At 67.6% G+C, this 24,190-nt stretch carries 21 protein-coding genes; 3 read left to right on the top strand and 18 right to left on the bottom strand.

Annotation, left to right across the window (positions count from 1 at the left end; genetic code table 11):
• Positions 1–75: 75 nt before the first annotated feature.
• The 15 genes from QMA07_RS06425 to QMA07_RS06355 all read right to left on the bottom strand — a co-directional run bounded on the left by QMA07_RS06425 (position 76) and on the right by QMA07_RS06355 (position 17,414).
• Positions 76–1,653, bottom strand: coding sequence for a Rieske 2Fe-2S domain-containing protein (locus QMA07_RS06425; protein ID WP_290160681.1), 1,578 nt, complete (start codon positions 1,651–1,653; stop codon positions 76–78).
• A gap of 75 nt (positions 1,654–1,728) precedes the next feature.
• Positions 1,729–5,028, bottom strand: a complete 3,300-nt coding sequence (locus QMA07_RS06420) for a DEAD/DEAH box helicase (protein WP_290160680.1) — start codon at positions 5,026–5,028, stop codon at positions 1,729–1,731.
• A gap of 56 nt (positions 5,029–5,084) precedes the next feature.
• Positions 5,085–5,495, bottom strand: a complete 411-nt coding sequence (gene nusB / locus QMA07_RS06415; RefSeq protein WP_042536620.1) for a transcription antitermination factor NusB — start codon at positions 5,493–5,495, stop codon at positions 5,085–5,087.
• A 3-nt stretch (positions 5,496–5,498) separates the two neighbouring features.
• Positions 5,499–6,059, bottom strand: a complete 561-nt coding sequence (gene efp / locus QMA07_RS06410) for an elongation factor P (protein WP_140037127.1) — start codon at positions 6,057–6,059, stop codon at positions 5,499–5,501.
• Between the two features lie 74 nt (positions 6,060–6,133).
• Positions 6,134–6,571 (bottom strand): type II 3-dehydroquinate dehydratase, encoded by a 438-nt coding sequence (locus tag QMA07_RS06405; protein WP_290160679.1) that lies wholly within the window; start codon positions 6,569–6,571, stop codon positions 6,134–6,136.
• Positions 6,568–7,656: a 3-dehydroquinate synthase gene (aroB, locus tag QMA07_RS06400; RefSeq protein ID WP_290160678.1), complete on the bottom strand. Its 1,089-nt coding sequence runs from the start codon at positions 7,654–7,656 to the stop codon at positions 6,568–6,570. Before aroB ends, QMA07_RS06405 begins: the two co-directional genes overlap by 4 nt.
• Entirely contained in the window at positions 7,653–8,171 is a 519-nt protein-coding gene (locus QMA07_RS06395) for a shikimate kinase (protein ID WP_290160677.1), read from the bottom strand. Before QMA07_RS06395 ends, aroB begins: the two co-directional genes overlap by 4 nt.
• Positions 8,155–9,384 (bottom strand): chorismate synthase, encoded by a 1,230-nt coding sequence (gene aroC, locus QMA07_RS06390; protein WP_290160676.1) that lies wholly within the window; start codon positions 9,382–9,384, stop codon positions 8,155–8,157. The genes QMA07_RS06395 and aroC overlap by 17 nt, the downstream gene beginning before the upstream one ends.
• 54 nt (positions 9,385–9,438) lie before the next feature.
• Positions 9,439–10,251, bottom strand: coding sequence for a shikimate dehydrogenase (locus tag QMA07_RS06385; protein ID WP_290160675.1), 813 nt, complete (start codon positions 10,249–10,251; stop codon positions 9,439–9,441).
• Complete coding sequence (mltG, locus tag QMA07_RS06380) at positions 10,248–11,783, bottom strand: endolytic transglycosylase MltG (protein WP_290160674.1); 1,536 nt, start codon at positions 11,781–11,783, stop codon at positions 10,248–10,250. Before mltG ends, QMA07_RS06385 begins: the two co-directional genes overlap by 4 nt.
• Complete coding sequence (gene ruvX, locus QMA07_RS06375) at positions 11,783–12,259, bottom strand: Holliday junction resolvase RuvX (RefSeq protein WP_290160673.1); 477 nt, start codon at positions 12,257–12,259, stop codon at positions 11,783–11,785. The genes mltG and ruvX overlap by 1 nt, the downstream gene beginning before the upstream one ends.
• Complete coding sequence (gene alaS, locus QMA07_RS06370; RefSeq protein WP_290160672.1) at positions 12,256–14,916, bottom strand: alanine--tRNA ligase; 2,661 nt, start codon at positions 14,914–14,916, stop codon at positions 12,256–12,258. The genes ruvX and alaS overlap by 4 nt, the downstream gene beginning before the upstream one ends.
• Before the next feature lie 80 nt (positions 14,917–14,996).
• A complete protein-coding gene (locus tag QMA07_RS06365) occupies positions 14,997–15,185 on the bottom strand; it encodes a hypothetical protein (protein WP_140037135.1) in 189 nt (62 codons plus the stop codon).
• Between the two features lie 106 nt (positions 15,186–15,291).
• Positions 15,292–15,921 (bottom strand): 30S ribosomal protein S4, encoded by a 630-nt coding sequence (gene rpsD, locus QMA07_RS06360; RefSeq protein ID WP_052677824.1) that lies wholly within the window; start codon positions 15,919–15,921, stop codon positions 15,292–15,294.
• Positions 15,922–16,082: 161 nt separating this feature from the next.
• Positions 16,083–17,414, bottom strand: a complete 1,332-nt coding sequence (locus QMA07_RS06355) for a replication-associated recombination protein A (protein WP_290160671.1) — start codon at positions 17,412–17,414, stop codon at positions 16,083–16,085.
• Positions 17,415–17,525: 111 nt separating this feature from the next.
• On the opposite strand from QMA07_RS06355, the gene QMA07_RS06350 reads away from it, so the two are divergent.
• Positions 17,526–17,825: a hypothetical protein gene (locus QMA07_RS06350; protein ID WP_290160670.1), complete on the top strand. Its 300-nt coding sequence runs from the start codon at positions 17,526–17,528 to the stop codon at positions 17,823–17,825.
• Positions 17,826–17,902: 77 nt separating this feature from the next.
• Here QMA07_RS06350 and QMA07_RS06345 read toward each other — a convergent pair whose 3' ends face one another.
• Positions 17,903–18,622, bottom strand: a complete 720-nt coding sequence (locus QMA07_RS06345; protein WP_290160669.1) for a winged helix-turn-helix domain-containing protein — start codon at positions 18,620–18,622, stop codon at positions 17,903–17,905.
• 31 nt (positions 18,623–18,653) lie between these two features.
• Positions 18,654–19,724 (bottom strand): FAD-dependent oxidoreductase, encoded by a 1,071-nt coding sequence (locus tag QMA07_RS06340; RefSeq protein WP_290160668.1) that lies wholly within the window; start codon positions 19,722–19,724, stop codon positions 18,654–18,656.
• Positions 19,725–19,939: 215 nt separating this feature from the next.
• Here QMA07_RS06340 and QMA07_RS06335 point away from each other — a divergent pair, with 215 nt between their 5' ends.
• On the top strand, positions 19,940–21,301 hold the full coding sequence (locus QMA07_RS06335; protein ID WP_290160667.1) for a DUF349 domain-containing protein: 1,362 nt from the start codon (positions 19,940–19,942) through the stop codon (positions 21,299–21,301).
• 61 nt (positions 21,302–21,362) lie between these two features.
• Positions 21,363–21,914 (top strand): type IV toxin-antitoxin system AbiEi family antitoxin, encoded by a 552-nt coding sequence (locus QMA07_RS06330; RefSeq protein WP_290160666.1) that lies wholly within the window; start codon positions 21,363–21,365, stop codon positions 21,912–21,914.
• On the opposite strand, the gene QMA07_RS06325 is transcribed toward QMA07_RS06330, so the two are convergent.
• Positions 21,901–24,150, bottom strand: a complete 2,250-nt coding sequence (locus QMA07_RS06325) for a bifunctional (p)ppGpp synthetase/guanosine-3',5'-bis(diphosphate) 3'-pyrophosphohydrolase (RefSeq protein ID WP_290160665.1) — start codon at positions 24,148–24,150, stop codon at positions 21,901–21,903. The genes QMA07_RS06330 and QMA07_RS06325 overlap by 14 nt on opposite strands.
• Positions 24,151–24,190: the final 40 nt, after the last annotated feature.

Here is a 24,190-nt window from a genome sequence, read left to right as displayed (position 1 = left end):
GGCCGCTCCCTTCTCCGCCTCACAGGACGGTGTTAAAGGTTGCTTGATGCATCCAGTCTAGCGTGGCTCGGCGCCTCAGCTCGCCTCACTGAGCACAGCGTCGCTGACCTCGTCGATCTTCGTCGAGCGGATGGGATGGCCGCTCGTCGACAGGCAACGGCCGGTCTTGAGGTCCCACTTCCAGTCGTGCATGCTGCAGGTCAGGATGCCGTCTTCGTCGACCTTGCCGGTCTTCGTCAGGTCCGCACGCAGATGCGGGCAGCGGCGCTGCACGACCCAGTCGCCGATCTCGGCATCCTCGGTCTGGTCCGTCTGCTCCTGGTACCAGTTCTCGACGTACTCGATGCGGTCGACCGAGAGGCACTTGAGGAACGTCGTGAGGAACTCGTTGAACTTGCCGCTGCGTCCCACCTGGAACTGCATCGAGAGGAAGATCGAGTTCGACCAGTCGATCTCGTGATCACGGATGTTCGTCGAGACGAGGTCGGCGGGGATCGTGTACCAGTAGATGCACTCCTCGCCCGCGTACTCGCGGACCTTCGCCCGAGGGAAATCGACGACCATGTCGAGGTCGCCGATCTTGAATCGCACGCACCCGCCGACTCCGAGGCGGATCGTGCGCGACTTCTTCAGCAGCGGCTCCCACCAGGACTTCAGCTCTTCGAGCATCTCCGCCGCCGGCATGACCGCCGCACGCGAAGCCTCCTCGTCGAGGATCTCCTGCTGGCGGGACGCCCGCTGCTCTTCGAGATACTCCCACTTCTCGTCGAAGACGTGAGCGAGCTCCGCCTCGGTGTACAGCGACTGCTCGGTCGAGACCTGACCGGCGTCGACGGTCACGACCGTGCCGGGTACGAAGAGGTGGCCGTCGTACTGGGGCGAGAGCTCATTCATGTGGGCGAGGAACTGCTTCTGGTCCGTGAAGATGGACTCACCGTTGCGGCCGATCCCGTTGAAGTCGAAGAGATCGTCGCGCAGGAACATGGGCGGCCCTGCCATCGGGAAGACGTGCGGGGCGTCCACCTTGTCGATGTAGTACATCGCTCGCTTGTTCTGCGCGTCGCGCTTGAGCTTCGCGAAGTTCTGCTTCGCGTCCATCGGCAGGTCATAGACCATGGGCCACCAGATCGCGCCCGAGACCTGCGTGAAGTACGCGTCGGGCTTTCCGAAATGGAGCAGAGTGTCGAGATCGAGAGGATGCGAGTCGTTCTGGTTGAGGACCGAAGCGGTGCCGTCGTCGACGCTCAGTGACGAGTCGCCGATCGGCCCGTCACTCGGGGCCCGCAGCGGCGTGATCATGATCTTGAGCTCGCCGCGCTCGATGATCTTCCCCGCCGGCGCGTAGGTGATGTTCGTGTAACCCAGAGCCCGGATGTCCTGCTCGAGATCGTCGATGGGGTACTCGGGCAGCAGCACCTCGATGTCCTTGCGGATGTAGCGCTCGAGCAGTGCCGGGTCGAAGTGGTCGCGGTGGCGGTGCGAGATGTAGAGGAAGTCCGCCTCCCTGCCGAAACGCTCCCAGTCGAGCCCGCGGTTGTCGGGGAAAGGGAACCACGAGCCGAAGAACGACGGCCCGAGAACCGGGTCGCAGATGATGTTCCCGCCGACTGTCTCGATGAACATCCCGGCGTGGCCGAGTCCCGTGATCCGCATGCATTCCTCCTGAGGTGAACCGTTCGATTCTACCGACGGGGTCCTGGACGGATCCGGTGACCCGGCCGGAACAAATCACACCTCGTCGAACAGACCCTTGATGTCATCGGCTGTGAGCGACTGCGCGAAGAGCTCGTCGTCGTCCATCACGGCGGTGAAGAGCCTGGCCTTGCGACGCTGCAGCTCGAGGACCTTCTCCTCGATCGTGCCGGTCGAGATCATCCGATAGACGAACACCTGATTCGTCTGTCCGATGCGGTGGGTGCGGTCGATCGCCTGCTCCTCGGCGGCCGGGTTCCACCAGGGATCGAGCAGGAAGACGTAGTCGGCCTCAGTCAGGGTGAGCCCGAAGCCACCGGCCTTCAGGCTGATCAGGAACACCGGTTGCTCCCCCGCCTTGAAGCCGTCGATCACCTGCTCTCTGCGCCTGGTCGATCCGTCGAGATGCGCATAGGGAATGCCGGCGGCCTCGAGTCGGGCGGCCGCGAGATCGAGGAACGAGGTGAACTGGCTGAACACGAGTGCGCGGTGCCCCTCGGCCTGCAGCTCGATCACGCGCTCGAGAAGCGTGTCGAGCTTGCTCGAGCCGATGTCTGCGTCGGCCTCGTCGACCAGCGCGGGCGCGAGGCTCAGCATGCGCAGCAGCGTGAGGGAGCGGAAGACGATGAACCGGTTGCGATCGAGATCGTCGATGAGGCCCAGGACCTTCTGGCGCTCGCGCTGCAGCACGACGTCGTAGAGGGCCCGGTGCTCCGGACTCATCTCGACCTCGAGCAGCTGCTCCTGCTTGGCAGGGAGATCGGGCGCCACGAGTTCCTTCGTCCGTCGCAGCATGAGAGGCCGGACGCGACGACGGAGCTGGGCGAGGCGACGAGCGCGGTATTCGCCCCCCTCCTCGTTCTCAGGGACCTTGCCCTTCTCGATCGGCTGGATGTACCGATCCTTGAACTTGCGCGCTGAGGGGAAGAGCCCGGGCGCGGCGAGTTTGAGGAGCGACCACAGCTCGGAGAGGCTGTTCTCCATCGGCGTGCCGGTCACGGCGTACGTGACGTCGGCACGGAACGTCGAGATGGCGCGGTGGAGTCTCGTCTTGGGGTTCTTGACGAACTGGGCCTCATCGAGGATCAATCCGGCCCAGTCGACTTCGCGGAACTCCTCTTCGTCGAGTCGTGCGACCGTGTACGAGCTGACGACGAGATCGCTGGACCGTGCCGCCGCCCTCAGTACGTCGGCGCGTTTGCCGCTCGTGCTGTCGACGATCGACACGCGAAGCCCTGGGGTGAATCGCGCGGCCTCTGACCGCCAGGTGCTGAGCACCGACGTGGGGGCGAGCACGAGGAACGGGCGCGTCTCGCCGGCATCGCGCGTGTGCTGCACGAACGTGAGGAGCTGCAGCGTCTTGCCGAGGCCCATGTCGTCGGCGAGGATCCCTCCCAGCCGGTGTCGCCACAGGAAGACCAGCCAGTCGAAGCCGGTCTTCTGGTACGGGCGCAGCTCGGCCTGAACCCCGTCGGGCACGGGCGTAGCCGGCACACCGGTGGCCTGACGAAGGCCGTCCGCAGTGGCGCGCCAGCTCACCGCAGGCTGGGCCTCGTCGGCGAGATCTTCGAACTCCTCCCAGAGATCGGTCTGGTAGCGACTGATCCGCGGGCCCGTCTCCCATTCGTCGAGCTCGCCCGCCTCCTCGATGAGGTCTCTGAGTCGATCCAGCGACGGGTGGCTGAGCGAGAAGTACCCGCCGTCGGAGAGGAGCAGCTTCTTGCGTCCCTTACTCAGTGCCGTGAACAGGGGGCCGAACGGGATCGTCCGGCCGTCGATCGTGACGAGGATGCCGAGGTCGAACCAGTCGGAGTCCGTCGACTCGACGGTCGTGACCTTGACCTGCGGATCACCGGTCAGCTCGCGGTACGCCTTGCGCTCTCCGCTCGATTCGACGCGGACTCCCACCGCCTCGAGTGCGGGAACCCCCTCCGCGACGAACGCCGCAGCGTCGATGTCGTGGAACGAGCCGCTCGGCCGGAAGCTGGTCGAGCGGAACTCCTGCCATGCAGCCTCGATCGCGCCTCTCTTGGCGGTCTCGACGGCGGCGTCGCGCACGGCTGCGTCGTTCCATGCGAACGGAACGCGCCCGAACTGACCGTACGACCACTCGAAGGAATAGCTCACGACATCGCCGCGGTCGTATGTGACCGTCAACACGGGCTCCGGCTCAGGAACGTCGGGAAGCGCCACCGCCCCGACTGTGCGCACCGTGCTGCGCCTCGCCAGAAGCGGATAGGCGTCGGCGATGAACGCCTGCTCATCGTCGGAGGGCACGACGATCGGGTCGGAGGCCGCGAGCAGCGCGCGCGTCTGCTCGCTCAGCGACACCTCGGCGAGGACGATCTCGATCCGCGCGCCCAGAAGCGCGGCCGAGTACACGCCCGTGCGGCCGATCGGATGCACCTCCCGGTCGGGAACGTCGTGATCATCGATGCGCACATCGGCGGACACCACCAGGGAGCCGTCATCCGATCGGGTGATCCGCGTCGAGACCTCGGCCGTGGTCGCGATGCGCACCGAGGCGCTCTTCTGGCTCGCGACGAGGGGGATGCCGAGCTCGGCGCCGGACCGGAGGTGCCTCCAGAGCAACGGAGACTCGACCTGGTCGAGCACGAGCCACTCGCCGGCGTTGCCCGAGAGCAGCGAATCGCGCGAGATGCTGAGCAGGTCCCCGAACCAGCGGTTCTGGTCGCGACCGAACTGCGCGGCATCGCGGCGGACCGCATCCCAGCCTGCGCCGCCCTGGATCCAGGCTCCGGTCTGTGCGCTGCGCATCATCGGGCGGATCGCCAGCAGCAGCTCACCCTGCGGGCGTGCCAGGTCGCGCGCCGTCGCAGCGCGGACGGGGCGCGGCCCCCAGTGGTTCTCGCTCCGGGCGTCGCGGTGCCGCAACTCGATTCCCAGCGCGAGCCGCTGCGGGTGCCGGGACACGGACGGGTCGAGCAGGCTGCGCCAAGACGGCGTCACAGCACTGCGAGGCGCGGCCGACTCCGTCTGGGCGTCAGGCTGCCGCTGAAGGGCGGCAGCCTGCTGGGAGTACTCGTGCACGTTGGATGCGAGCAGCGTGGCTACGACGTGCTTGCACCCGCTGCCCACCGGGCACGTGCAGCGGGTCGTCCGCGGGCGCCTCGTGCCGTTCGACGAGTGGAAGAGGATATCGGTCACATACTGGGCGTCCGAGCTGCCGCGAACATGCCCCTCGAGCTCGAGGAGATCCTCATGCCAGACCACGTCGAGCACGTTGCCCGCGCGGAAGTAGGCGAGACCACGTTGATAACCACCCGCATCGGTGATCTGCATGAGATCTCGAAGATCGACGTGCGGCGCGGGCATGAACCCATCCTTCCCGCGGCCTCCGACATCCCGGAGACCGCGTCCTGAGTCGTCGCTCAGGCCGCGCGAGAGACGCGGGCGAGCACACCGTGCACGAATGCGCCCGAATCGTCGGTGGAGAACTCTTTGGCGAGCTCGACTGCCTCATCGATGGCGACAGCCGTCGGCACCTCGGCGTTGAAGAGGATCTCCCAGACGCCGATGCGCAGCAACGCACGGTCGACCGCGGGCATCCGCTCGAGCTTCCAGTCGCGGCTGTGCGTCGTGATGAGCTCGTCGATCTCGTCGCGGTGGTCGATGATGCCGTCTACGACCTCGCGGGCATACAGCCAGGAAGCCTCGCGGGCGGGTTCGCTCGCGGCTCGCTTCGCCTCTGCGGCCAAGGCCACGGCGACCTCGTCGCCGCGGACGTCGGCGGAGAACAGGATGTCGAGTGCGCGCTTGCGCGCCTTCGTGCGGGCGCTCACGCCTTACTTCTCGCGACCGAGGTAGTCGCCGGTGCGCGTGTCGACCTTGACCTTGGTGCCGGTCTCGACGAACAGCGGCACCTGGATCTCGTAGCCGGTCTCGAGCGTGGCCGGCTTGGTGCCAGCCGACGAACGGTCGCCCTGCACGCCGGGCTCGGAGTACGTGATCTCGAGGATCACGGACGCCGGAAGATCGATGTACAGCGGGTTGCCGTTGTTGAGTGCGATCGTGACCTGCTGGTTCTCGAGCAGGAAGTTCTTCGCGTCGCCGACGGTCGCAGCGGGGACCGTGATCTGGTCGTAGTCGGTCTGGTCCATGAACACGTACCCGTCACCGTCGGTGTAGAGGTACGTGTAGTCACGGCGATCGACGTTCTCGATCTCGATCTTGGCGCCGGCGTTGAAGGTCTTGTCGACGACCTTGCCGCTCATGACGTTCTTGAGCTTGGTGCGGACGAACGCGCCGCCCTTGCCGGGCTTGACGTGCTGGAACTCGACGACGCTCCAGAGCTGCCGCTCGATGCTGAGGACGACGCCGTTCTTGATGTCTGCGGTAGATGCCATGAGCTGGACTTTCCGTTTCTGAGTCTGGGGGCCGCTCGCGTCCGAGGTGGACCGGGTCGGGCCGAGAGTCGATTCTACGCGATGAGCGCTGCGAGCTGCCGCACAGCACTCGCGTAGCCGTCGACGCCCTCGCCGATCACACGCACCGCTGCGACATCGTGGAGGTAGGAATGATGCCGGAAATCCTCGCGCGCGTACACATCGGAGATGTGCACCTCAGCGAACGGCAGAGCGACGCCGGTGAGAGCGTCGCGCAGCGACACGCTCGTGTGCGTGAGCCCGCCCGGGTTGATGATGATCGCCGCGCAGTCCTCCCTGGCGGCGTGGATGGCATCGATCAGCACCCCCTCATGGTTGCTCTGCAGCGCCCTGATCTCGTAGCCCTCGGCCTCGGCTGCATCGACGGTGAGACGCTCGACGTCGGCCAGCGTCGCCGTGCCGTAGACCTCGGGCTCGCGGCTGCCGAGCAGGTTGAGGTTCGGTCCGTTGACGAGCAGGATGCGACGGGTCATTCGCCGATCTCCTGGTACGCGGCGAAGAGCAGCGATTCGTCCGGGGCCTGCAGCACGGTCGGCTTGGCGATGTCGTCGAGGAGGATGAACCGCAGCATGCCGCCGCGGCTCTTCTTGTCGCGCTGCATCGTCGCGAGCAGCTGCGGCCATGCTCCGGCACGATAGCCCGTCGGCAATCCGAGTGAGTCGAGGATCGTGCGGTGGCGCTCGGCGGCGGAGTCCGACAGGCGCCCGGCGAGTCGCGACAGCTCGGCCGCGTAGAGCATGCCGATCGAGACCGCCGCTCCGTGGCGCCACCGGTACCGCTCTGCGTGCTCGATCGCGTGGCCGAGGGTGTGACCGTAGTTGAGGATCTCGCGCTGTCCGGCCTCGCGGAAGTCGTCGGACACGACCTGGGCCTTCATGTCGATCGCGAGCTCGATCGCCCGCCGGAACTCCGGAGTGGTCGTGTCGACGGCGCGCGCGGCGTCGGCCTCGATGATGTCCAGGATCTCGGGCGCCCAGATGAATCCGGCCTTCACCACCTCCGCGAAACCCGCGGTCGCCTCGTTCGGGCTGAGGCTGGCGAGCTCGTCGAGATCGCCGATCACCGCACGAGGGGCCCAGAAGGCGCCGACGAGGTTCTTGCCCTCAGCGGTGTTGATCCCGGTCTTACCGCCCACCGATGCGTCCACGAGGCCGAGCACCGTGGTGGGCACCTGAACAAGCTGAACCCCACGCAGCCAGGTCGCCGCGACGAAGCCGGCGAGATCGGTCACCGCACCGCCGCCGTACCCGACCACAGCGTCGGAGCGGGTGAAGTCGGCCTGCCCCATCACCTGCCAGCAGAACGCGGCCACCTCGACGCGCTTGCCCTGCTCGGCATCCGGCACCTCGGCGAGCAGCACCTCCCGCTGGCCGTTCTCGACGTCTGCGAGCAGCCGGTCGCGCAACTCCGCCGCGCGTGCGGCGAGCGTGGGCGGGTGGACGACGAGCACCTTGCGCACTCCGGCGTCGAGGGCCTCTGACACCCGGTCGAGGATGCCGCGTCCGATGGCGATGTCGTAGGGGTTCTCCCCCGTCACGCTGATGGTTGTCGTACTCATCCCAGTTCTCTCCTCCATGCCACGATGTCGTCGGCTATGCGCTGCATGGGGCGCCGTGACGTGTCGAACGTCACGGATGCCACCTCGTCATACCAGTCTCGACGTTCTTCGAAGATCTTCGTCCATCGCCCGACGGGGTCGTCACCTGCGAGCAGGGGGCGTCCGCCGCTGTGGATCCGGTCGGCCACGGCTGCAGGACTGACGGTGAGGAACACGACCGGGTGCTCGAGAAGCAGCCTCCGAGTGCCCGCGTCGGTCACCGCCCCTCCACCGAGGGAGATCACTCCGCCCGCGTGCAGAGCCTCTGCGACCTCGGCGCGCTCGAGGGAGCGGAAGTGCGCCTCTCCGTGCTCCTCGAAGATCGCGGGGATGGGGCCGTGCGCTGCGACCACGCGCTTGTCGGTGTCCACGAACGGCACGCTGAGCTTGCGCGCGACACGGCGTCCGACGCTGGTCTTGCCGGCCGCCATCGGACCGACGAGCACCAGCGTGAGCCGATCAGTCTCGCTCGTCATGCGCGATGAGCGCCGCCTCGGACGCGGGCGTCGTGCGCAGCTCGGCCGGAATGGCCGCGAGGTAGGCGTCGAGGTTGCGGCGCGTCTCGCCGATGCTGTCGCCCCCGAACTTCTCGAGCACGGCGTTCGCGAGTTCGACAGCCACCATCGCTTCGGCCACCACGCCGGCTGCCGGTACGGCGCACACGTCGGATCGCTGATGGTGTGCCGTCGCATCCTCGCCGGACGCGACGTCGATCGTGCGGAGCGCATGCGGCACTGTGGCGATCGGCTTCATACCCGCGCGCACGCGCAGCACGGTCCCGGTCGACATGCCGCCTTCGGTCCCACCTGCGCGGTCCGAGCCGCGGGAGATGCCCTCTGCGGTCGCGAACAGCTCGTCGTGGGCGGCGGAGCCGCGTCGGCGTGTGGTCTCGAAGCCGTCGCCGACTTCGACGCCCTTGATCGCCTGGATGCTCATGAGGGCCTGTGCGAGGCGCGCGTCGAGACGGCGATCCCAGTGAACGTGCGAGCCGAGCCCGGGTGGCAGACCGTATGCGAGCACCTCGACGATTCCGCCGAGGGTGTCGCCGTCCTTCTTCGCGTCATCGACCTCGGCCACCATGAGAGCGGAGGTCGCGGCGTCGAAGCAGCGCAGCGGATCGGAGTCGAGCCGATCGACGTCGTCGGGGGTCGGGAGAGCAGCGTCGTCCGGGACTCGCACCGGACCGATCGACAGTGTGTGGCTGACGAGACGGATGCCCAGTTCGCCGAGGAACGAGCGAGCGATGGCGCCGAGGGCGACCCTGGCGGCCGTCTCTCGTGCGCTGGCACGCTCGAGGATGGGCCTCGCCTCATCGAAGTCGTACTTCTGCATGCCCACGAGATCGGCGTGACCCGGCCGGGGGCGGGTCAACGGCGCGCTCCGGCCGCGGGACCTGTCGGTCAGCTCGACGGGCTCGGGATTCATGACCTCGATCCACTTCGGCCACTCCGTGTTGCCGATGCGCAGAGCGATGGGGCTGCCGAGGGTCTTTCCATGGCGGACGCCGCCCGAGATCGTCAGCTCGTCCTGCTCGAACTTCATACGCGAGCCGCGCCCGTACCCGAGCTTGCGACGTGCGAGATCTGCCTGGATCGCCTCGGAGGACACAGGGACGCCCGAAGGCAGACCCTCCATGACGGCAATGAGTTCTGGGCCGTGCGATTCGCCGGCAGTGAGCACGCGGAGCATTGCTCTAGTCTCCCACGCGTTTCGCCTCGTATCGTGCCGCGTGACGACCGATGACTACAGGGCGGCTTTCATCGCGGCGACCACAGCCTCTTCCGAGGGCAGCGGAAGACGCTGGTCCCCGTGCAGGAAGATCCGGACCTGGCGGACGGCCTGACGCAGGAGCATCCCCTCGCCGGAGACCGCTCGGTCGTCGTTCCACACGGATGCGAGCGCCGACGGCCACGGGGAGTATGCGACATCGAACAGCACTCCCCCGCTCGCACTCAGGCGCGCAGAGGTCTCCCCGTCGAGGGCCGTGCCGCCGGGTAGCGTCGCCACGGTGAGACCGACGTCCACCGCGTCTGCATCGAAGGGGGATGCCGAGACGGCGACCCCGAGGCGCCGTCCCAGGGCCACGAGGTCGGCGGCTCGTTCAGGTCGGCGGGCACGCACATCGACAGAACGGGCTCCCGCTTCGACGCACGCGACCAGCGCGGATGAGGCCGTCGCCCCGGCGCCGAGGATGCGAACCCTCTCGATACCGAGCAGACGCTGCTCGTCCAGGGCGTCGATGATCCCGCCGACATCCGTGTTGAAGCCGCGGATGCCGTCGGTCAACAGCAGCGTGTTGACCGCGCCGGTGAGGTCCGCGTATCGATCGTGCGTCACCGCGGCTCGGTGCGCCTTCTCTTTGAGGGGCATCGTGAGAGAGAGACCCCGCCACGACTCGTCGAGAGCGCCCAGCGCATCGCCGAACGTCGCCTCATCGACCTGGCGGCGCGTGTACTCCCAGTCACGCCCGAGAGCTGCGTATGCCGCGGCGTGCAGCTGGGGGGACTTGGAGTGCGCGATCGGGTCTCCCCACACCGCGAGGCGCCGCGGGGTCATCCGGCCGAGCATCCTCCGTCTGGATTCTCCTGGCACCATTGCTCCCACTTCTCGACACCCTGCAGGTGCTCCTCGTAGGTCACCGAGAACTGCGTCTCTCCGGTGGCGAGGTTCGTCGTCACGAAGTAGAGCCACGGTCCGTCAGCGGGGTGCATCGCGGCGTCGATCGCCGCGTAGCTCGGGCTCGCGATCGGCGTGACGGGCAGCCCCGTGTGCACGTAGGTGTTCCACAGGTTGTCGTCCTCGAGGGCCTCGGCGGAGCTCGACACGACGCCCTCGTGGAGCGAGCCGTAGCCGTACTGCGCCGTCGAGTCCATCTGCAGCTTCATGTCGATGTCGAGACGGTTCTCGATCACGCGGGACACCTTGGGGAAGTCTGCGGTGAGTCCCTCGCGCTGGATGATCGACGCGATCGTCAGCACGCGCTGAGCGTCTTCAGCGGGAACCCCGGCCTCGGTCAGCGATTCCCTCGTGCGATCGACCATGCGCTGGATGACCTGCGTCGCGGTCACCCCCGGGTCGAACGTGTAGACAGCCGGGAACAGCCACCCCTCGAGGTTCTGAGCGGTCACACCGTAGGTCGCAGGATCCGCATCGACCGCAGCCTGGAGCTCCTCGATGGGCATCCCGAGGGACTCGGCCATGCCGGGCAGTGAGGACTCGATCGTCGCGCCCTCGCCGACACTGGCTGAGTTCTCACGCTTGTTCTCAGGGTTCTGCAGCGCCTCGAGAGCTGCTTCAGCCGTCATCTTCTCCTGCAGCGAATAGATGCCCGGATAGAAGGTGACGGCGATGTTCTCGGACACCAGGTAGTCGTAGAAGACGTCCTCCGAGCGGGTGACGCCGGCTTCGTAGAGTGCCGTCGACACCGGTCCGCCCGTGTCACCCTCAGAGATCGTGACGAGCACCTCACCGGTGGCGAGCCCCGGCTCCCAGTCCTCGGGCTCACCCCAGCCGAGGGCGTTGCTGATCCTGTCGCCGTACGCGTTCCATGCCCAGACACCTGCGCCGACGATGCCGCCTATCACCGCGAGGACGATGACGAGGGCGACCAGGCACCCGGTGCGACGCTTCTTCTTCACCGGCGGTCGATTGCTGCTGTGCTCCTCCGGGTGTCCCTGGAAGAGGTCCTCGAGGCGGCCTCCTGCTGCCGAGCCTGCGACGGCAGGGGCCGAGGCACCGGCGGCGGCGGACTCGGCTGATGTGCTGCCAGAGACCCGGTCTGAGGACGGTCCCGCTTCAGCCGAGGGCGTGGACGAAGCCGGGCGTGGATCGGCAGCGTCGCCCGCGGCGGCAGTCGGCATCGCTCGGGTCGTCGCGTCCTCGCTCGGCGAGGTGTCGGCGGGTTCCCCTGCCGGACCGCTGGACGACTGCACGGCTGCCGCTTCGCGTGCCGCTCTGCGGGACCCCGGTGCGGGGGGCGTGTTGTCGACCGTCGGGATCTGCTGCGACGGGTCGGGAAGGTTCTCGAACAGGTCACCCAGGCGGGCGTCCGGATCGTGCTGGGGCGAAGCACTCTCACGTTCGGGCATTATCGGGGGGACTCCTCATCGAGCGGAATCGTGGCACCGGTCGGGTTTCCAGTGCTCTTCTCCGTGTCGATCGCCTGCTGCAGCAGGACCACCGCGGCGATCTGATCAACAATGCTACGAGACTTCTTCTGTGATCTGCCCGAAGAACGCAAAGCGGCGTGTGCGGTGACGGTGCTGAGACGCTCGTCCACGAGCCGGACCGGAGTCCCGGTGCGAGCGTGCAGCGCGGCGGCGAACTCTCGAGAATCCGTCGTCGACGCCGTGTCAGCCCCCATCAGGTTGACGGGCAGCCCCACCACGAACTCGAGCACGTCGAAGTCGGCCGCGATCGCGGCGATCCGGTCGATCGCCTGATCATTCCGCTGCACGGTCTCGATGGGCACCGCCAGCATGCCGTCCGGGTCGCATCGCGCGACGCCGACTCGTGCTCGCCCGACGTCGATGCCGATGCGCACGCCGCGGCGGAATCCGCTCACGCTGACTGCAGCTCCTGCGTCACGGCCTCGAGCGCCGGCTGCAGGGCAGAGACATCTGTGCCGCCACCCTGAGCGACGTCGTCACGACCGCCACCGCCTCCTCCGAGCACGGAAGCCGCACGCTTCGCGAGCGCCCCGGCCTTGGCACCGGCGGCACGCGCCGCGTCGTTCGTCGCGACGACCACCACCGGGCGACCGTTGACAGAGGCGCCGAGAGCGACGACCGCCGCGTCGGAACCCAGGCGGTCCCGGACGCCGAGGACGAGTTCACGCACATCGTCGGCCGAAGCAACCTCGCCGAGCGACTGCGCAGCGACGCGGAACGCGCCCACGCGGCTCGCCCCATCGGCGATGGCGGGAACTCGACCGGCGCGCTCCTTGGACTCGAACTGCGCGATGCGCTTCTCGGCAGCCTTGAGACTCGCGGAGAGATCGGCGATACGCTCGGCGAGCTGGTCGCGCGGCGTCTTGAGCGAGGTCGTCAGCTGTGACACGAGTGCGCGCTCCGCCGCAAGCTCGCGGAACGCATCCTGACCGACCAGCGCTTCGATGCGGCGGTTCGATGCGCCGACGGACGATTCGCCGACAACGCTGACGAGACCGATCTCGGCGCTCGTGCTGACGTGGGTTCCCGCGCACAGCTCACGCGACCAGGGCCCTCCGATGTCGACCATGCGCACGACATCGCCGTACTTCTCGCCGAAGAGGGCCATGGCTCCGGCATCCTTCGCCTCGTCGAGCGTGACGATGCGGGTCGTGACCTCGAGAGCGTCGTTGACGGCCCGGTTGGTGATCTCCTCGATCTCGGCGCGTGCATCGGCGGAGAGCGCCTGCGACCACGAGAAATCGAACCGCATGTAACCTGCACGGTTGAGCGAACCGGCCTGCGTCGCCGTCGGTCCGAGCGTGTCGCGGAGGGCGGCGTGCACGAGGTGCGTCGCCGAGTGCGCCTGGCGCGCAGCACGGCGATTCGCCGCGTCGACGATGGTCGTGGCCGCATCATCGACGGCGACGACTCCGCGAGTGACCTCGACGGTGTGACTGATGAGTCCTGGCACCGGGCGCTGGACGTCGAGCACCTCGAGCTCGTACCCGGGGCCCACGATCACGCCCTTGTCGGCGACCTGTCCACCGGATTCGGCGTACAGAGTGGTCTCGGCGAGCACGACCTCGGCGATCTGCCCCTCCGCAGCGCTGCGAACAGTCTGACCGTCGACGAGGATCCCCAGGATGCGCGAGTCGACCTCGAGCTCGGAGTATCCGTCGAAGCCTGTCTCGCCGAGGGCACGGAGATCGCGGTACACCGAGACATCCGCGAGCTGACGCTTGCGATTGCGTGCGTCAGCCTTGGCGCGCGAACGCTGCTCCTGCATCAGGCTGTCGAACGCCTCGCGATCGACGGCCAGGCCCGCCTCCTCTGCGACCTCGAGTGTGAGATCGATCGGGAAGCCGTAGGTGTCGTGAAGCAGGAACGCCTCGGAGCCGCTCAGTGAGGCTCCGCCGCCCTTCTTCGTCTCATCCAGAGCGAGGTCGAGGATGGTCGACCCCGATGCCAGCGTGCGTCGGAAGGTCTCCTCCTCGGCGACTGCAGAGGCCGAGAGAGTCGACCACTCCTTCTCGAGCTCGGGGTACGCGGACTTCATCGCATCGCGCGAGGTCGCGAACAGCTCGGGGAACACCGGCTCGTCGACACCGAGCAGGCGCATCGAGCGCACGGTGCGACGCATGAGGCGTCGGAGGATGTAGCCGCGGCCCTCGTTGGACGGACGAACGCCGTCTGACAGCAGCATGAGCGACGAGCGCACGTGGTCGGCGACCACCCGGAAGCGGACGTCGTCTTCGTGCACGGCGCCATAGCGGCGGCCCGAGAGCTCGACCGCGCGGTCGAGCACCGGACGCACCTGATCGGTCTCGTACATGTTCTCGACACCCTGCTTGAGGAACGCGACGCGCTCGAGTCCCATGCCGGTGTCGATGTTCTTCTGGGGCAGCTCCCCCACGATGTCGAACTCGGTCTTGCCCCGGATGTTCTCGATGAAGTCCTGCATGAACACGAGGTTCCAGATCTCCAGGAACCTCGAGTCGTCGGCAGCCGGACCGCCGTCCTTGCCATATGCGGGGCCCCGATCGAAGAAGATCTCGGAGTCAGGTCCACCGGGGCCGGGCTGTCCGGTGTTCCAGTAGTTGTCGGCGCGTCCGAGACGCTGGATGCGCTCGGGCTTGAGACCGATGATGTCGCGCCAGATGGCCTCGGCCTCGTCGTCCGTCTCGTACACGGTGACCCAGAGGTCCTTCTCGTCGAAACCGAGGCCGCCGTCGGCCTCGGAGCTCGTGAGCAGCTCCCACGCGTAACGGATCGCGCCCTCTTTGAAGTAGTCCCCGAACGACCAGTTGCCCATCATCTGGAAGAAAGTGCCGTGACGAGCGGTCTTGCCCACCTCTTCGATGTCGTTCGTGCGGATGCACTTCTGCAGGTCCGCGATGCGGGGGTGCGGTGCGGGCACGACCCCGGTGAGGTACGGGATCATCGGCACCATTCCGGCGACCGTGAACAGCAACGACGGGTCGTCGCTGACCAGCGATGCCGAAGGGACGATGAGATGGTCGTTCTTCTCGAAGAAGTCGAGATACCGTTCCGCGATCTCCGCAGTTTTCATAGGGGTGCCAGGTGTCCTTGCGTACAGGTGTGGAAAGACGTGCCGACTGACGTGATGCCGCGGCGAGGGTGCCTCGACGGTCAGTCGCCAGCGGGGTCGGTGAGGCGAGCCTGCTCTTCGCGGAAGGCGTCGCCGACGATTCCCGTGAACTCGTTGAAGCGGGCGTCGACCTCGGCGAGGATTTCATGACCGCGCGGGTCGTTGTTCATGAGATGCGCCGCGATGAAGCCGCCGATCACACCGATCAGGAACCACTGCACGTTCTTCATGTCGCCATCCTTGTCTCTGGCCCGCGTGGGCGCGGTGCTCCCATCGTATGCGGAAACGACAGAAGGCGTCGGGGTCACCCCGACGCCTTCTGCGGAAAAGCTGAACTCAGCGAGCTGCGTAGTACTCGACGACGAGCTGCACTTCACAGGTCACGGGGACCTCGGCGCGCTTCGGGCGACGAACCAGGCGAGCCTGGAGCTTGTCGAGCTCGACCTCGAGGTAGCCGGGAACGGGAGGCAGAACCTCGGCGTGACCGCCGGCTGCTGCGACCTGGAAGGGCTCGGTGCCCTCGCTCTTGGCCTTGACGTGGATGAGCTGACCCGGCTTCACGCGGAAGGACGGGCGGTCGACGAGCTGACCGTCGACGAGGATGTGACGGTGCACGACGAGCTGGCGAGCCTGCGCGGTGGTGCGGGCGAAGCCCGAACGCACGACGAGGGCGTCGAGACGCATCTCGAGCAGCTCGACCAGGTTCTCACCGGTCAGGCCGTCCTGACGACGGGCCTCGTTGAACGTGTTGCGCATCTGCTTCTCGCGGATGCCGTACTGCTCGCGCAGACGCTGCTTCTCACGCAGACGGACGGCGTAGTCGCTGTCAGCCTTGCGCTTGGTGCGGCCGTGCTCACCCGGAGCGTAGGGACGCTTCTCGAGGTAGCGGGCGGCCTTCGGGGTGAGCGGGATGCCGAGTGCGCGGCTGAGGCGCACCTTGCGGCGGTCCTGGGACTTCGTGGTCACGAAGTTATCCTTCCGATGACGTGGTCGCGTCTTTCACGACTCACGGACGTATCGTCCGCGTTCTGCCTCGAAGCGCACGCCGGGGCGCCAGCAAGGTGGGGTATGAACGAGGAGATGCCCGAAAACACGGTTTCGAGCCGACCCAGTCTAACAGATCCGCGTCAGCGCCCGTCGAGGATGCGGCGGATGCGCTCGAGCCGCGCCGAGATGTCACGCTCCGCACCCAGGTTCTTGGGTTCGTAGTACCGCTTGCCGCTCAGTTCGTCGGGCAGATACTGCTGCGGAAGGATGCCGAATTCGCTGTCGTGGGGGTAGACGTAGCCGCGACCATGGCCGAGCCGCTTCGCGCCCGGATAGTGCGCATCGCGCAGATGCAGCGGCACCCGCCCGAAGCCTCCCGATCGGATGTCGGCGATCGCCTGGTCGATGCCCACATAGGCGGCGTTCGACTTGGCTGTCGTCGCGAGGTACACGGTCGCTTCGGCGAGCGGGATCCGCCCCTCCGGCATGCCGATGAACGCGACCGCATCAGCGGCGGCGACCGCGATCGACAGGGCCTGAGGATCGGCGAGCCCCACGTCCTCGGAGGCCGATATCACCAGGCGCCGTGCGATGAAGCGGGGGTCCTCCCCCGCTTCGATCATCCTGGCGAGGTAGTGCAGTGCGGCGTCCGGGTCGGATCCGCGGATCGACTTGATGAACGCACTGATGACGTCGTAGTGCTCGTCACCCTGCCGGTCGTACCGCAGCAGCGCCTTGTCGACGGCCTGAGCGACGTCGTCGGCGGTCGCGGCCGGCACCGTGCCCTCTTGGCCCTTCGACAGAGCGACGGCGGCGGCGGCCTCGAGTCCGGTGAGCGCACGCCGTGCATCGCCGGAAGCCAGTCGGATCAGAGCAGCGCGCGCGTCATCGGCCAGTGTGACCGCACCGTTGAGGCCGCGCGCATCGGTGACCGCCCGATCGACGAGCAGGCCGACGTCGTCATCGGTCAGGGGCTGGAGCGTCAGCAGCAGCGACCTCGACATCAGCGGGGAGATCACCGAGAACGAGGGGTTCTCCGTGGTCGCGGCGATCAGCAGGACCCATCCGTTCTCGACGCCCGGCAGCAGCGCGTCCTGTTGGGCCTTGGTGAATCGATGGATCTCATCGAGGAACAGGATCGTGGTCTGGCCGTACAGGTCACGCTGGGTGATCGCCTCCTGCATGACCTCGCGCACGTCCTTGACACCGGCGGTGATCGCCGAGAGCTCGACGAACCTGCGACCGGATGACCGTGCGATCGCCTGCGCGAGGGTGGTCTTGCCGGTTCCGGGAGGCCCCCACAGGATGATCGAGACGGCGCCCGGCGAGGTGGCAGCGGGGTCGGCCAGCGCGACGATCGGGGAGCCCGCGCGCAGCAGGTGCTTCTGGCCGGCCACCTCATCGAGTGACACTGGGCGCATGCGCACGGCGAGGGGCGTCTGCCCGGAGAGCAGTGCGGCTGCGGAGGTCATCGCTCCAGGCTAACGTGGGGCGCCGACACTTCGGGCGAGACAGCACGGCACGATCACGACGGTAGGCTCTCAGGCGACGGTGCACATTCACGTCCAGTAAGGGAGCACGCAATGGCCGGACGCGGGAAGAGCACGCAGCAGTCGCGCACCGAGGCGGAGCGCGCACGCCTGCACACCGCCCGCACGACGTGGCACGAGGGGCAGATCCGACGCCGCGTCCGCGACAACGCGATAGCCTCGGTGGGCGCCGCACTGGTCATCGCCGGCGCGATCGTCAGCCAGGTCGCGCTCGCGCAGACCAGGCCGCCGGAAGAACCGGCTCCCACGCCCACGGTCGAGCCGACAGTCGCACCGGTGCCGACGGAGACTCCCCTGCCCGAGCCTCTCCCGTCGGACGCTCCGAGCGAATAGCGCTCGGTCCCGTAACGAGCGGGGGCGTCCACGGCCCCGCACTCGCCTGGAGCCCATCGCCGCCGCTCCGAGGCCGGTCAGGTGTCGGTGACGGCGAGTCGGTAGCCGCGCTTGACCACCGTGTGCACGAGCACCCGCTGCCCGAGCGCCTCACGGAGGCGCGCCACCGCTGCCTCCACCGCGTGAGGTGTGCGCTGTCGCCCGGGAAGCGCCGCGCCGAGCTCAGCCCTCGAGATGACGCGACCCCCTGCGGCGGCCAGGGCGTCGATCAGCGCGACGGCGGAACGCGAGAGCGGGACGAACACCCCGTCGACGATGACACCACCGCTTCGGACCTCGACCAGTCCGGCATCGGTGGGGAGAGACGGCGCACCGCCTCGCCCGAAATGCTCGATCACCCGGTCGGCCGACGACGTGACGCCTTCGTGGTCGGAGACCGCAGTCCGGAGCTCGGCGTCACGCAGCCTGTCAGCGACGCCGGCCCCGCTCGAGACGAGGAGCAGGCGACCCGAACCGGCGCGGCTCCGGATGCTCTCGAGCGCATCTGCCCGATCTGCCGCTTCGACCCAGTATGCGGCCGCCGAGGTGGAGACGAGGATCACCGCATCCACCTCACCGGCAGCCGCGCGGATCGCAGCCTCGCCCAGCTCGTTCGCGCCCGGGCCCTCCACGACTGCACGCCGGACGGTCGCGCCCCGGCTGCTCAGCATCGCGTCGAGGTCGCCTGTGGAGCACTCGTCCGCGATGACGACCGCGCATCCCGCCAGAGTCGTGTCAAGGGTTCGGGCGGGCGTCATGGCCGCACCCAGCGCACCGTCACGACCGACATCAGACAGCCTGGAGAGCACGCACTCGTCGTGATCCTGTCGCCACGGGCATGCTCGGCCGCAGCGCTCCGGTCGTCGACGCGATGAGGTGTCGACGAGGCTTCATCTCGTTGGCATGGAGGATCCGCGCTGCCGTGACGTCCGGCATGGCGTAGCCGTGAGCCAGTGCGTGGACCGGTCGTCCCTCGACGCACGCGACATCGCCGATCGCGAAGACATGTGGGTCGGAGGTCGTGCCGCTTTCGTCGACCACGATGCCGCCCCTGGGGTCGACACCTATCGACGCGTTGCGGGCGAGCTCGTCTCGAGGGCGCACGCCGACTGCGAGAACGACCAGATCGACCGGCTCGACAGCGTCCCCGAGATGGACGGCGCCCACAGCACCCGACGAGTCCGCCGCCACACGCGCTACCTGAGACCCCGCGCGGAGGGCGACGCCTCTCGCCTCGAGGAGACCGGCGAATGAGAAGCCCCGCGCCTCGGAGACCGCAGTCGCGGACGTCAGACGGTCGGAGTGCTGCACGACGACGGGTGCGACACCGAGGAGCTGCAGAGCTCCGGCGGCCTCGATCGCGAGCGGTCCGTCGCCGATGACAGCACCGCGGAGAGGACGACGGAGTTCATGCCTGCGGCGATGCGCGAAGCGCTCGAGACGCTGGACGTCGTCGAGAGTGCGATAGCCGAAGCAGCCGCGCAGGTCGGAGCCGTCGATGCCGCCGCTCCCGGCATAGGACCCCGTCGCGAGCACGAGGGAGTCGTACCCGACGATCCGACGTGCTCGGGTCATCACGGTCCGCGCCCCACGGTCGATGCGAAGCACCCTGTCGTCCGCCACGAAGCGCACACGGAAGTCTTCGAAGACAGAGCGGTCCAGCTCCAGAGCCTCGGGCGTGGCTGAGGAGAGCAGCCCGGAGATACCCGTCCGGTCGTAGGGGTGTCGAGCCTCGTCGCCGATCACGGTGACGTGGATCGGCGTCTCGGCGGTGGCGATCAGATTCTCGACGAATCGGTGCGCGACCATGCCTGCTCCGACCACGACGATCTCCGCGGGGGTGAGGACGGCCTCGCTCATACTGCTCCAATCGCCAAGGGACGTCGTGAAGGCGACGATAGGAGCACGATGTTTCTCGCATATGACGCGCGATGTTTCACGCGTCGAACGATTCGCTCACAGATCGGTAACGGCCATCGTGAGCATTGACGACCACACTGCGACCTCGCTCTCGTACTAGGCTGAAGCTCGTCCTTTCCGCCTCCCGCGGGCCCTACCGCGCAAGGAGAATCACCGTGTCTGCCACAGAGCCGTCGAAGCCGACTCCCCCCGTTCCCGCTCCCCCCGCTGCGCCCCTGCCGCGCAAGGTGCCGACGCCCGCTGCTGTCGCTCCGACAGCAGCAGCAGCCGCGGCCGGCACCGCGTCGTCCGACGCCGCGAAGTGGGGCCGCGTCGCCGATGACGGCACCGTCGAGGTCCGCGAGGGCGAGGAATGGCGCGTCGTCGGTCAGTACCCGGACGGCACCCCGGACGAAGCACTCGCCTATTTCGTGCGCAAGTACGACGACATCGCCTTCAAGGTGCGCACGCTCGAACAGCGTCACCAGGCGGGAGGTGCCTCAGCCGGTGACCTCGTTAAGCAGGCGGGCCACCTTCTCTCCGAAGCGACGGATGCGGCCGCCGTGGGCGACCTCGCCGGACTTCGCGACCGGTTGAACGCCCTGACCTCCTCACTCTCCGAGGCGACGGCTCAGGAGGCCCAGCAGGCGAAGGAACTGGTCGACAAGGCCATCGCAGAGCGCACCGCCCTCGTCGAGCGCGCCGAGGAGATCGCCGCCCGCGACCTGTCGAAGGTGCAGTGGAAGCAGGTCACTGCAGAGCTCGGCGAGCTCTTCGACGCCTGGCAGGCACAGCAGCAGAACGGGCCCCGTCTGTCGAAGGGCATCTCTCAGCAGCTCTGGAAGCGGTTCCGTGACGCACGCGGCACGGTCGACAAGGCGCGCCGCGCCTTCTACTCCGAGCTCGATGACACCCACAAGAGCGCCCGCGATGCCAAGACCCGTCTGGTCGAGCGCGCCGAGGCACTCGCCCCCCGTGGAGTCGACGGGATCCCCGCTTACCGCACACTGCTCGACGAGTGGAAGGCCGCCGGTCGCGCCGGACGCAAGGCCGACGATGCACTGTGGGCGCGGTTCAAGGCAGCCGGAGACGCACTGTACTCTGCTCGTGCCGAGCAGTCGGCTGCCGAAGAGGCAGACTCCGCTCCGAAGATCGAGGCCCGCCAGGCCCTGCTCGAAGAGGCCAAGGCCGTGGCCGACGAGCCCAACATCAAGCGCGCACGCGCACTGCTCACCGGCATCCAGCGCCAGTGGGACGAGATCGGTCGCATCTTCCCGCGTGACAAGGAGCGCGCGCTCGACGATCGCCTGCGCGTGATCGAGCAGGCGCTCAAGGCCCGCGAAGAGGTCGACTGGAAGAAGAACAACCCCGAGACCAAGGCACGCGCCAACGACATGAGCTCGCAGCTTCTCGACGCCATCGAGAAGCTCGAGACCGAGCTCGCAGCCGCAGAGAAGTCGGGCGACAAGAAGGCCGCCAAGGCCGCGGCGGACGCTCTCGAAGCGCGACGCACCTGGCTCAGCGCGCTCGGCGGCTGACCTTCTCCACAGATATCCGGATCGCACCGGAACGCGGGATGCTCCGCGCCAGACTGGCGTGGTGCATCCCGCGTTCCTGTACCTGCCCGGAGATCGGCTCAGTGTCCCCGAGCTCAGCGCGGCGAGGATCGACGGTTACCTGGTCGATCTCGGCGAGGGGTACATTCCCGCTGATCTCGTCGAGAGCCCGAGTGCGAGGGCGGCGTCGATCGCCGGCCTCATCCCCGTCGACACCGCGGCCTCCGGGCCATCCGCAGCCTGGATCCATGGGGCCGGTGACAGTCCACCGGCCCGTCACCACGTCCGGCGCGCGGTCGGTCATCGCATCCGGCCCGCGCTGCCACCGCGGGTGATCCTGCACGACACGGCTCTGCCTGGCGCGCACGTCGTGCTGATCGGCGGGATCCCGGTGATGACGCCCGAGCGCACGATGGTCGATCTCGCCCTCGGGCTTCACCGCGACGAGTCGCTGCGTCGCTGGATGCTGCTCCTGGCCCACGCCGAGCCGAGCCTGGTGCCGGCAGCGGCGATCGCACTCGACGCCATGATCCGCGTGCCCGGCAAGCGAGCCGGACGCGGTGCTCTCGAAAGGATCCTCGTCAGGACGAGGTGACGCGGTAGACGTCGTACACCGCATCGATGCGACGCACGGCGTTCAGCACGCGATCGAGATGCACGGCGTCACCCATCTCGAACACGAAGCGGCTGATCGCCAGACGCTCGTCCGTGGTGCTGACCGTCGCCGACAGGATGTTGACGTGGTGCTCGCTCAGTACGCGGGTGACATCCGACAGCAACCCCGAGCGGTCGAGAGCCTCGACCTGGATCTGCACTCGGAACACGCTCTTCGTCGTCGGCGCCCACGACACCTCGACGAAACGGTCTTCGTCGCTCTGAAGCGCCTTGACGTTCGGGCAGTCCGTTCGATGCACCGAGACGCCGCTGCCACGGGTGACGAAGCCGACGATCGCATCGCCAGGCACCGGCGTGCAGCACTTCGCGACTTTGACCAGGATGTCGGATGCGCCACGCACGAGCACTCCGGAATCGCCGGAACGGGGCTCTCGCGAGGGCATGCTTCCGGGCAGGTCGATCGGGCCGGTCGCGGGGTCGCTCGCCGCGACCAGGGCGGTGACCTTCTCGAGCACCGACTGCGTCGACACATGTCCCTCGCCCACGGCGGCATACAGCGCGGAGACGTCTTCGTAGCGAAGCTGATGGGCGACCTCGGCGAACGAGTCCTGGCTCATGAGCCGCTGCAGCGGCATGTTCTGGCGGCGCATCGCGCGGGCGATGGCCTCCTTGCCCTGCTCGATGGCCTCTTCGCGACGTTCCTTCGTGAACCATCCGCGGATCTTGTTGCGCGCGCGCGTGCTCTTGACGAAGCCGAGCCAGTCCTGGCTCGGGCCCGCGTCGGGGTTCTTCGACGTGAAGACCTCGACCACGTCGCCGCTCTTGAGCTCGGACTCCAACGGCACGAGACGCCCGTTGACCTTCGACCCCATCGTGCGGTGACCGATCTCGGTGTGCACGGCGTACGCGAAGTCGACCGGAGTCGCACCGGCCGGGAGCCCGACGACGCGGCCCTTGGGGGTGAAGACGTAGACCTCTTTGGCGCCGATCTCGAAGCGGAGGGAGTCGAGGAACTCCCCCGGGTCGGCAGTCTCGGCCTGCCAGTCCGAGATGTGCGCGAGCCAGGCCATATCGCTGTCCGACGCGCGGACTTCGGCCTTTCCGCCGTTCATCCGCTCCTTGTACATCCAGTGCGCGGCGACACCGTACTCCGCCTGCTGGTGCATCTCATGCGTGCGGATCTGGATCTCGACCGTGCGCCCCGACGGCCCGATGACTGTGGTGTGCAGCGACTGATAGAGGTTGAACTTCGGGGTCGCGATGTAGTCCTTGAAGCGACCGGGAAGCGGGGTCCACCGGGCGTGGATCGCACCGAGCACCGCGTAGCAGTCACGAACCGAGGCGACGAGCACCCGAATGCCGATGAGGTCGTAGATGTCGTCGAACTCGCGACCGCGCACGACCATCTTCTGGTACACCGAGTAGAGCTGCTTCGGGCGTCCGACGACCTTGCCGCGGATGCGCAGATCGCGCAGATCCTCGTCGATCTCCTCGACCACCTGAGCGAGGTACTTCTCGCGCTGCGGGGTGCGCTGCGCGATGAGGTTATGGATCTCGTTGTAGATCTTCGGATGCAGCACGGCGAACGAGAGGTCTTCGAGCTCGGACTTGATCGCCTGGATACCGAGGCGGTTGGCCAGAGGCGCGTAGATCTCGAGCGTCTCCTTCGCCTTCTTCGCAGCTTTCTCAGGCGGAACGAACCCCCACGTACGGGCGTTGTGCAGCCGGTCGGCGAGCTTGATCAGCAGCACCCGGATGTCCTTCGACATCGCCACGATCATCTTGCGGACGGTCTCGGCCTGTGCGCTCTCGCCGTACTTGACCTTGTCGAGCTTGGTGACGCCGTCGACGAGCATCGCGACCTCGTCACCGAACTCGGCCGTGAGGTCCGTGAGGGCGTAGCCGGTGTCCTCGACCGTGTCGTGCAGCAGAGCCGCGGCGATCGCACGAGGTCCCAGGCCCATCTCGGCGAGGATCTGCGCGACGGCGAGCGGATGCGTGATGTACGGCTCACCGCTCTGGCGCTGCTGCCCCGCGTGCTTCTCCTTCGCGACGGCGTAGGCGCGCTCGATGACGGCCAGATCACCCTTGGGATGATTCGCACGCACCGTGCGGATCAGGTTGTCGAGGTCGTTGATCCTGGGCGCGCGGGAGAAGATGCGAGGAACCAGTCGCCTCAGGCTGGATCCCTGCGACGCCGTCTGCGGTTCCGCCATCCGCTCACCTCCGAATCACAACAGCTTACGCGTGCTCTGC

Origin of the sequence: Microbacterium sp. APC 3901, assembly GCF_030407765.1 — a bacterium.
In the GTDB taxonomy this organism is placed as follows: domain Bacteria; phylum Actinomycetota; class Actinomycetes; order Actinomycetales; family Microbacteriaceae; genus Microbacterium.
Note: the sequence above shows the minus strand (reverse complement) of the source record. Positions and strands in the feature narration are given on the sequence as shown.

Bases quoted from the DNA above. Each gene is read 5' to 3' on its own strand.
- QMA07_RS06425 (WP_290160681.1), bottom strand. From the start codon at position 1,653: ATGCGGATCACGGGACTCGGCCACGCCGGGATGTTCATCGAGACAGTC.
- QMA07_RS06420 (WP_290160680.1), bottom strand. From the start codon at position 5,028: ATGCCCGCGCCGCACGTCGATCTTCGAGATCTCATGCAGATCACCGAT.
- efp (WP_140037127.1), bottom strand. From the start codon at position 6,059: ATGGCATCTACCGCAGACATCAAGAACGGCGTCGTCCTCAGCATCGAG.
- QMA07_RS06405 (WP_290160679.1), bottom strand. From the start codon at position 6,571: ATGACCCGTCGCATCCTGCTCGTCAACGGACCGAACCTCAACCTGCTC.
- aroB (WP_290160678.1), bottom strand. From the start codon at position 7,656: ATGAGTACGACAACCATCAGCGTGACGGGGGAGAACCCCTACGACATC.
- QMA07_RS06395 (WP_290160677.1), bottom strand. From the start codon at position 8,171: ATGACGAGCGAGACTGATCGGCTCACGCTGGTGCTCGTCGGTCCGATG.
- aroC (WP_290160676.1), bottom strand. From the start codon at position 9,384: ATGCTCCGCGTGCTCACTGCCGGCGAATCGCACGGCCCAGAACTCATT.
- QMA07_RS06385 (WP_290160675.1), bottom strand. From the start codon at position 10,251: ATGACCCCGCGGCGCCTCGCGGTGTGGGGAGACCCGATCGCGCACTCC.
- mltG (WP_290160674.1), bottom strand. From the start codon at position 11,783: ATGCCCGAACGTGAGAGTGCTTCGCCCCAGCACGATCCGGACGCCCGC.
- alaS (WP_290160672.1), bottom strand. From the start codon at position 14,916: ATGAAAACTGCGGAGATCGCGGAACGGTATCTCGACTTCTTCGAGAAG.
- QMA07_RS06365 (WP_140037135.1), bottom strand. From the start codon at position 15,185: ATGAAGAACGTGCAGTGGTTCCTGATCGGTGTGATCGGCGGCTTCATC.
- QMA07_RS06355 (WP_290160671.1), bottom strand. From the start codon at position 17,414: ATGACCTCCGCAGCCGCACTGCTCTCCGGGCAGACGCCCCTCGCCGTG.
- QMA07_RS06350 (WP_290160670.1), top strand. From the start codon at position 17,526: ATGGCCGGACGCGGGAAGAGCACGCAGCAGTCGCGCACCGAGGCGGAG.
- QMA07_RS06345 (WP_290160669.1), bottom strand. From the start codon at position 18,622: ATGACGCCCGCCCGAACCCTTGACACGACTCTGGCGGGATGCGCGGTC.
- QMA07_RS06340 (WP_290160668.1), bottom strand. From the start codon at position 19,724: ATGAGCGAGGCCGTCCTCACCCCCGCGGAGATCGTCGTGGTCGGAGCA.
- QMA07_RS06325 (WP_290160665.1), bottom strand. From the start codon at position 24,150: ATGGCGGAACCGCAGACGGCGTCGCAGGGATCCAGCCTGAGGCGACTG.